This is a genomic window from Pseudomonadota bacterium, from assembly GCA_039714795.1.
Taxonomy (GTDB): Bacteria; Pseudomonadota; Alphaproteobacteria; order JAGOMX01; family JAGOMX01; genus JBDLIP01.
This window is the reverse complement of sequence record JBDLIP010000081.1, coordinates 1-8,468: the sequence shown is the minus strand read 5'-3', so window position 1 is coordinate 8,468 and position 8,468 is coordinate 1. Positions and strand designations below refer to the sequence as shown.

The 8,468-nt window shown below is 45.0% G+C and carries 9 protein-coding genes and 1 tRNA gene; 4 read left to right on the top strand and 6 right to left on the bottom strand.

The genetic code is table 11. The features are described from left to right. Positions 1 to 431 (bottom strand): Arm DNA-binding domain-containing protein (locus ABFQ95_06270; protein MEN8237128.1); only part of this gene is annotated, 431 nt, incomplete at its 3' end. A 185-nt stretch (positions 432 to 616) separates the two neighbouring features. Then, positions 617 to 692, bottom strand: a tRNA-Lys gene (locus ABFQ95_06265). Between the two features lie 187 nt (positions 693 to 879). Between ABFQ95_06265 and argS the strand changes: the two genes are divergently transcribed. From argS to ABFQ95_06250, 3 genes are read left to right on the top strand one after another with little or no spacing between them, the layout of a single operon-like run. After that, the gene (gene argS / locus ABFQ95_06260; GenBank protein MEN8237127.1) at positions 880 to 2,628 is read left to right on the top strand and encodes an arginine--tRNA ligase; all 1,749 of its coding nucleotides are present in this window, start codon (positions 880 to 882) and stop codon (positions 2,626 to 2,628) included. Between the two features lie 6 nt (positions 2,629 to 2,634). Beyond that, complete coding sequence (locus ABFQ95_06255; GenBank protein MEN8237126.1) at positions 2,635 to 3,531, top strand: SPOR domain-containing protein; 897 nt, start codon at positions 2,635 to 2,637, stop codon at positions 3,529 to 3,531. 18 nt (positions 3,532 to 3,549) lie between these two features. Next, entirely contained in the window at positions 3,550 to 4,275 is a 726-nt protein-coding gene (locus ABFQ95_06250; GenBank protein MEN8237125.1) for a site-2 protease family protein, read from the top strand. Here the strand turns inward: ABFQ95_06250 and ABFQ95_06245 are convergent. Next, positions 4,272 to 4,970, bottom strand: coding sequence for a cyclase family protein (locus ABFQ95_06245; protein MEN8237124.1), 699 nt, complete (start codon positions 4,968 to 4,970; stop codon positions 4,272 to 4,274). The two genes, ABFQ95_06250 and ABFQ95_06245, sit on opposite strands and share 4 nt — an antisense overlap. A 49-nt stretch (positions 4,971 to 5,019) precedes the next feature. Here ABFQ95_06245 and ABFQ95_06240 point away from each other — a divergent pair, with 49 nt between their 5' ends. Beyond that, entirely contained in the window at positions 5,020 to 6,675 is a 1,656-nt protein-coding gene (locus tag ABFQ95_06240) for a GGDEF domain-containing phosphodiesterase (protein MEN8237123.1), read from the top strand. Positions 6,676 to 6,708: 33 nt separating this feature from the next. Here the strand turns inward: ABFQ95_06240 and ABFQ95_06235 are convergent, their stop codons facing one another. The 3 genes from ABFQ95_06235 to ABFQ95_06225 form a co-directional block, all read right to left on the bottom strand. Then, positions 6,709 to 6,915, bottom strand: a complete 207-nt coding sequence (locus ABFQ95_06235; GenBank protein ID MEN8237122.1) for a cold-shock protein — start codon at positions 6,913 to 6,915, stop codon at positions 6,709 to 6,711. A gap of 256 nt (positions 6,916 to 7,171) precedes the next feature. Further along, positions 7,172 to 7,579, bottom strand: a complete 408-nt coding sequence (locus ABFQ95_06230; GenBank protein MEN8237121.1) for an iron-sulfur cluster assembly accessory protein — start codon at positions 7,577 to 7,579, stop codon at positions 7,172 to 7,174. Continuing rightward, positions 7,546 to 8,468 (bottom strand): M24B family metallopeptidase (locus tag ABFQ95_06225; GenBank protein MEN8237120.1); only part of this gene is annotated, 923 nt, incomplete at its 5' end. The genes ABFQ95_06225 and ABFQ95_06230, both read right to left, overlap by 34 nt.

Genomic DNA, 8,468 nt, shown 5'->3' with positions numbered 1-8,468 from the left:
CTAGCAAACTCTTTTAAAATGTGGTTTTTAAGCATGCCTTTGTCTTCTTTGATACTCTTTGGTTTTTTCTCCTTCAGAGCGTAAAGTTCAATATAGTCCTTTGCTAAATCTGTCATCATGGGGCTAGTTTTTTGGACTTTATTTTCTGTGGCTGGGTCTTTGCCCATACTTGCTTTAATAGCCATCTCTTTGGCCATTTCTCGAGCTTGCTCCGTTGTGATGTTCCCATGCACCCCAATTTTAATTTTTTTTGTTGTCTTATGTTGGTTGCGATACTGAAAAAAATACATCTTTCGCCCCGTGGGGTAAATGCGCACACCAAATCCAGTGATTTCTGTATCCCAGAGAAATTTCTGCTTTGCAGGGTCTGGAGTTATGCTTTCCACAATGCGTTTGGTGAGTTTGACACGATTGGTTTTTTGTTCTGACATTTCCTTTTTTCCAATTTTAATATATGGCACTAAAATCAAGATAGCAGATGCAAATTCTTCCTTCAAGAAAAAAGGGTAGCATATGGGGAGCCAGAGAACGAGATTCAGGCACTATTTTGGAGATTTTCGGAGATCGAAAGATACCTCTGAATTCCCTCCAAACCTAACGTACAAGCGGGAAACCGTGGTGGGCGCTACAGGGCTCGAACCTGTGACCCGCTGATTAAGAGTCAGCTGCTCTACCAACTGAGCTAAGCGCCCCAACAGAGAGTACTATAACAACTATGGAAGCACAGACCAAGCATAAGATGCAGAGAATTTTGTGAAAACTTATTGCTGCATTGGGGTCAAAATTGCACCGCTTTTGCCACCTTTTTTCTCTTTATGGCCTGTGATAGACTCTTTGTCTAATCTGGAGAATTTATTTAACCACAATGATTGAATGCTCATGAATGTTTTTTCCCATTTTCGCAAAGTCATTATAGCCGCCCTTGAATCATTGGTGACGCAAGGATTTTTACCTGGAGATTTAGATTTTGCGAAAGTCACAGCTGAGCCTCCTAAAGAGGCGGTTCATGGAGACATTGCCACAAATGCAGCCATGGTGCTTGCCAAGCAGGCACGCATGAATCCCCGTGAGATTGCAGCTTTGTTGTGTCAGCAATTGCAACAAAATGAACAGATCACCACCGCAGAAGTGGCAGGTCCTGGCTTTGTTAACTTGCGCATTAGGGATGAGTTCTGGCAGCAGTGCTTGCAAAACATTCTCAAACAAGGTTGCAGCTACGGTGACAGTGATATGGGTCAAGCTACTCCAGTCAATCTTGAATACGTGTCAGTAAATCCCACTGGGCCGATGCACATTGGTCATTGCCGAGGAGCGGTTGCTGCTGATATCTTAGGCTCCATTTTGCAAAAAGCTGGCTATCAAGTCACCCGAGAGTATTACATCAATGATGCTGGTAACCAGGCGAATCTTTTAGCACATTCAGTGTATCAACGTTATCTAGAAGCTTTGGGGCAACATGCACAGGATTTTGGCGAATACCCTGGAGATTACCTCATTCCTGTGGGGCAGGCATTGTCAGAAAAATACGCTGATCAGTGGGTTGGGGTTCCAGAATCCGAATGGCTTGAACCTATTCGTACATTTGCTGTTGCTGCAATGATGGATGTGATCCGTCATGACCTTTCACTACTGGGGATCCATCACGAAATATTTACATCAGAAAAAGCAATTATTAGCCAGGGTGAAACCGAAGAAGCCTTTAAAGTGCTTGAAGATCAAGGGTTGATTTACCAGGGAACATTGCCACCCCCTAAGGGCAAAAAACCTGAAGAGTGGGTTTCAGAAGAACTCACTTTGTTTCGTTCAACCGATTTTGGTGATGATAGCGATCGCGCCTTGAGAAAACCAGATGGCAGCTGGTCCTACTTTTCAGGTGACATTGCCTATCACTGGGATAAAGTTCGCAGAGGCTATAAACTGCTCATTGATGTCTGGGGCTCTGATCATGTGGGCTACGTCAAGCGACTCAATGCAGCGGTGCAAGCTCTTTCCCAAGGAAACGTTGAGTTTGAAGTACAACTCTGTCAGTTGGTGAAATTTATGGATAAAGGTAAGCCTGTCAAAATGTCCAAGCGAGCCGGCACTTTTATTGCCGTCAATGACGTTGTAGGACGCGTGGGTAAAGACTCGGTGCGCTTTATGATGGTCACGCGCAAAAATGATGTACCGCTAGATTTTGACTTTGCCAAAGTACTGGAGCAGTCTAAGGATAATCCGGTTTTTTATGTGCAATATGCCCATGCGCGTGCGTGCTCAATCAAGCGGCATATCAAGGAATTGTTTCCTACACTCGAGGTTTCTGCAGATAACCTTGCCAAGGCTAACCTGGCTTTACTGGACAACCAAGAAGATATTGAATTGGTTAAACTCTTAGCCCAGTGGCCGCGGCAAATTGAGTTGGCGGCAAAAACGCGAGAACCACACCGCATCGCTTATTACCTCTACAATGTAGCCTCAGCTTTTCACGCGCTTTGGACCAAGGGCAAAGATCAAACGGAGTTGAGATTTTTGTACGCCAGCGACCAAGAAAAAACCTTAGCTCGGTTTGCTTTAGTGCAGGCTATGGCTTTCGTCATTGCATCGGGACTTGAGGTGATGGGCGTTAAACCTGTAGAAGAAATGCGATAGCAGACGATGACTGATTCCCAGCATTCTCAATCGTTGCCACAGCCCTCGCCGCATACGTTATTGCAACGTTTGATCCTAGCTGTATTGACCAAACGTAACTTGCTGGTTTTTGGTGCGTTTGTTTTAGGGTGTACGTTAACCGGTTATTTCTTTGCCCGCAAAGAGGCTCCACCTGAAAATGTGCCTCTTATCAGGGCAAAAACAACACCCTATAAAATTCGACCAGAAAATGACGAGCAGCCGCAAATTCCGCATGAAGACAAGTTGGTATATAATCGCTTGGCTCCTAGTGCCGCGCAACCGAGAGTAGAGCGACTACTACCTAAACCAGAGCAACCCATTTTTTTGGAACCTGAGGTGAAAACTGTGCAAAAAACGCAGAGTTTTGGGACTGAAGAAAAGTTTCCTCTTGATTCTAAGCACTCCCCTAATTTGGCTCCGCCATTGCAAGAAACTTTTCCCCTTTTACCGGCAAAGCCAGCAAAAAAACCTACACAATCTTCACCGAATGCAAAGGTGTCTCACGTTTCAATCATTCCTGGCCATCGTCCAGCAGTACCTTCAAAACCGGTTGTACAGAAAGTTATGGTTCCCACCCGTCCAGCAGCAAAACCACAAAGACAAAAGGTGATGCCAGCGCAAAAAGCTCGCTATCGGGTGCAATTGGCCGCAATGCGAACTCCAACCTTGGCTCGGCAAGAATGGCATCGGTTGGCCACCATCAACCCGGAATTGAAACGCCTAACGCCACGCTTTGTGCGCACCGATCTTGGGGCGCGCAAAGGGATATTCTATCGTGTCCAAGGCGGACGATTTGTAACTCAACAACAAGCTCAGCGACTATGCCGGCAACTGAAGCGAAAAACGCCACAATTGCCTTGTATGGTTGTATCTATTGATTAAAATAAGGACATTTCTTTAATGGAAATTTTTACCTACTATCTTCCTCTCATCATCGCTTATGGTGTTCCCATCCTTTTTGCGATTACTTTTCATGAAGCTGCACACGGATTTGTAGCCCATAGATTGGGGGACAATACTGCTTACCTGTTAGGGCGTGTCAGTTTTAATCCTATAAAGCACATTGATCCAATCGGTACAGTATTGCTGCCGGGTATGTTGATTGCTTTTGGATCGCCGTTCGTCTTTGGATATGCCAAGCCGGTTCCGGTCAATTTCCGAGCTTTGAACAATCCCAGACGCGATATGGTGTTGGTGGCAGCCGCCGGCCCTGGGACAAACTTATTTCTGGCATTTTTATCGGCTCTGTTTATTAAATTCACATTGAGTTTGTTTGGGCCAGAGCCTTTCAGTGCGGTCCCATTTGTCCCAAGTCCAGCACTTGCATTGACTTTGAAGTCTTTGGAGTTTTCTATTTTTATCAATGTTATTTTAGCCGTGTTTAATATGCTGCCACTTCCTCCTCTTGATGGGGGGCGTGTCGCTGTGGGCCTACTGCCAAAAAGACCAGCCATGGCGCTGGCAAAGCTTGAGCGCTATGGAATGTTGATTTTGATTGGATTGATCTTAGTCCTTCCGATGTTACTACAAAATATGGGAATCAAGTTGAATCCCTTTGCCCTTGTTATCCTGCCAATCGCTTTTGCCTTGATCAAATTTATCATTGGCTTGGTTGGGTTAGATTAGCACTGCACAAGACCCACCAGGCGAGTGGGGGCCTCAGTACCCTCAAATGTTTTGATCGGCAATGCCAACGTATAAGCACCAGTTGGTGGAAGGAGTCGCGTGTTTGCAATATTCTCGATGATGTATTTTCTAGCTCCTAAGATATGTTGATGTACAGGAAAGCCATCTTCAGGACGATCGGGAGAAAAAGTGTCAATACCAAGTCCTACAATTTTGCGTTCCAGTAAAATCAAGGCTGCCTTTTCCGACACACTGGGGAACGTATAATTGTTATGGTACCTTTCAGGTGTGCCCCAGAATTTTTCCCAACCGGTATACACGATGACAAAAGTATTCTCTTTAAGTTTGCCATGCTGCGATTCAAAGCCCCGAATATCGTCGACGCTGAGGCTATAACGTTCATGGATACGGTCTGAGACATCAATCACACAGCAAGGAGCAAAAAAATTTTCCAGAGGAAGCTCGGCAATAGAATCACCTCCAGGAACACAATGGGCAGGTGCGTCCATGTGAGTACCGATGCCAGCATGCATTGTGATTTGTTGCACTCGAAATCCTGGGTCACGATTGCCATCTGTATAATCCAATTTGATTTCGTGTTGGAATCCACAACTTTTAGGGCCATTCCAGCAGGGAATGTTTGGTGCGATTGTATGGGTGAGGTCAATAAGTTTTAAGTTGCTGAGAGTATCCATCGTTACCCGTTTTCCTTGCCGTCTATTTATCTGCTAGAATACTGACACCATGAAAACAAAAATACCAGAGCCATTCAACAACGCCTCTCCTTTCAATTGGTTGCAACCAAAAGGGTGGGCAATTTGGGTTGTCGCAACGGGTCTTTTGATCATGCTGATCAGTAGTGGGGGAGTCGTTTATCTAACTGGTGGGACCTCACATGCTTTTGTGCATATCTTTTACATCCCCATTATTCTTGCTGGCTTCTTTTTCTCGATTTGGGGAGGTATATTGGCAGCCTTAATTGCAGGGCTGCTGACCGGGCCCTGGATGCCCTTGGATGTTAGTCTCTCCACCCAGCAACTCACTTTTGATTGGGTAATTCGTTGCCTATTTTTTGTGTTAATGGGCAGCCTATCCGGGATGGGATCCCATCTTTTTAGAAGGTATCTTCACATTATTGAGCAGCAAAGCCTAACCAACCCGATGACTGGGTTGCCTAATTTAAGGGGTTTGCAACGAGATTTCATGACCTTGACTCAGCAAGGCAATAAGGTTGCCGTAATTGTCATGGAGATTCGCAATCTGCAAGACCTTGAACAGGCTTTGGGTGCAACCTACACGGAGGAAATTCTACAAGCACTTGCCAAAGATCTACAAACAATCTTACCGTTTGCTGCGTGTTTGGGGCATAGTCAGACCTCCGGCTTTATTGTTTTACTTCCAGGAGCAGAAAACTTGAACGTGTTGCTAGAAACACTTCGGGGTCAAAGCGCAAAAACCTACACTGCCGCAGGAGCTCCAGTATACCTAGAGTTTGCCTATGGTGTTGCCTTGTGGCCCAAGGATGATCAGGAGTTGAATCAGTTGGTGCGTAAAGCCAAGGTAGCTGTGCAAACCCTTCAGGGATTCGCTCAAGACGTTGCCCACTATGCTCAAGCAGGTAAAATAACCAGAGAGTACAATGTACGCTTGTTATACGACTTAGACCAAGCTATAAAAAAACAAGAGCTGATCCTGCATTATCAACCCAAGGTGGCTTTTGCCTCAGGTCAGATTGTAGGGGTTGAGGCTTTGGTGCGCTGGCCACACTCGCAAAAGGGTCTCATCAATCCAGGTGAGTTTCTACCCCTGGCAGAAGAAACATTTCTGATCAACCCATTGACGCACTGGTTGTTTCGCCAGGCTGTGCAAGATCTGCATACATTGCATAAGGCAAATTTTAATTTGAGAGTAGCCGTCAATGTCTCTGTGAAGAACTTTTATACCCCAAAATTATTTGAAGAGTTGATTCAGTTATTTGAGGATGAATCCATGTCGCCCAAAGATTTTGAAATTGAGATTACTGAAAGCGCTATATCACCAGATATTCAAGCAGTTATCGACGTGGCGCGCCGATTGCGAGCCACAGGAATGAAAGTTAGTATTGATGATTTTGGTACCGGACAAGCTTCACAGAGCTACTTGTATGAGCTGCCACTGGATGGTTTGAAAATTGATCAAAGTTTTATCCGCTCGTTGGGGCAAAATTCTACAGGCGATGCAATTGTTAAAAGTACAATCCTATTAGGACAGGAGTTAAACTTGGAAGTAACAGCTGAAGGAGTCGAGACTAAAGCTCAATACGAACTATTGAAAAAGATGGGGTGTGCTTTGGGACAGGGCTACGTGATCGCCAGACCTGCACCTATTGAGGAGCTGATGCGGTGGTTGAGTCGGCGCTGAGACATTAAGCCACAGCGCCATATTCAATCCAACCTAAGATACAAGTTTGATATCTGTAGCTGAAGTCTTGCCGTTGTTGGAAGAAAGTTCAAAACTTACCTTCTGACCTTCATCCAGCATGCTGAGACCAGATTGTTGCAGGGCACTAATGTGTACAAACACATCCTTACCACCATCACTTGGTGCAATAAATCCGTAACCTTTGTTTAAATTAAACCATTTCACAATACCGTCTGACATTGCATCATTCTCCTTTTACATCACCTAAATTAAGGTGCATTTATATTCGCTCAAGTCCAAGAGCACTAAACGTAGATTTACCTTGATCTTTTGCAGAGAAAGTCGAGCAACAACAGAAATTAGCCTAATGTAGTCTAGAATTTACTCTATGATCATAGAATGAACCATACAAGCAAATTATATAACAAAGTTTAGCAAAAGGGAAGGTTTTTATTCTAGTGCAGTAATTATCCAGCTCCCTTATCCAAAACTCAGGCTACAAAGAAAATGAATTGCCACAACCACAAGAGGAGGATGCGTTTGGATTGCGAATAACAAATGCCGATCCAATCATTTCTTCTGCGTAGTCAATTTCCGATCCTTGGATGAGGTTAAGGGAAGCATCATCGATGGCGACTTGTACGCCGTCTTGAGCAAACACATGGTCTTCTGGATCGGGCGCATTGACAAGATCGAAACGATACTGAAATCCTGAGCAACCACCACTATCTACAGTTACTTTTAGGAGCAATGGTTGGTTGTCATTTCTGGATTGTTGCAGGCTGAGCAACTTGTTGACCGCATTTTTTGTCAGGCGTAGTTTTTCTGAAGACATCGGTATAAGGTATGTTGAGTTTTGAGTTGTAGCTTCTATGTAATCTCTTCTGTCTCTTTTTGCAACCACGATCTTGCGGTTTCCTCAACCAATGGCATCAGAATCTCACGCACTTTTTTGTGGTACCTATTCAGCCAATTAATGTCAGAGGTACTTAAAAGCTTAGGTTCGATAAGAGCGCGGCAAATAGGTGCCAGGGTAATGGTTTCGAAGCCAAGAATCGGATATTCATACGATTCATTTTCAAGTTCTTTGACCACGACTATGCTTTCAATACGCATGCCGTATTCTCCACTTTTGTAATAGCCCGGTTCGTTAGAAAGCAACATACCAACTTGCAACGGAACGTGTGTTGTTCCAGCACGTGCTTTACTGATGTTCTGCGGACCTTCGTGTACACTTAGATAACTGCCAACACCGTGTCCGGTGCTGTGCTCAAAATCTAGTCCCGCCTGCCATAGCCAATAACGTGCTAGGATATCCAGTTGTTGTCCTGTCGTGCCTTGGGGAAATCGTGCTTGCGCCAGAGCAATATGCCCCTTGAGCACACGGGTAAAGCGGTCACGCTGCTCATCGGTAGGTGCTGCAAATGCCATAACACGCGTGACATCTGTCGTGCCATCAAGGTATTGCCCCCCTGAGTCGACTAAATACAGCTCATCGGGTTGAAGGGTTCGGTTGGTCTCTGGGGTGGGACAATAGTGAATGATGGCGCCATTTGGACCTGCACTTGAAATGGTGGGAAAGCTGGGTTCTTCAAAATATTGTTGCAGTTGGCGATAGGACAATAATTTTTTAGACGCATCCAGTTCAGTTATATTTTTAGCTGGGACAACTCGGCTGAGCCAAGCCAAAAAATCGACCAAAGCCGTTCCATCGCGGATGTGGGCATTTCTCGCACCTGTGATTTCAACCGAGTTTTTGCAAGCTTGCGGCAGTAGACAAGGGTCTTGCGAGA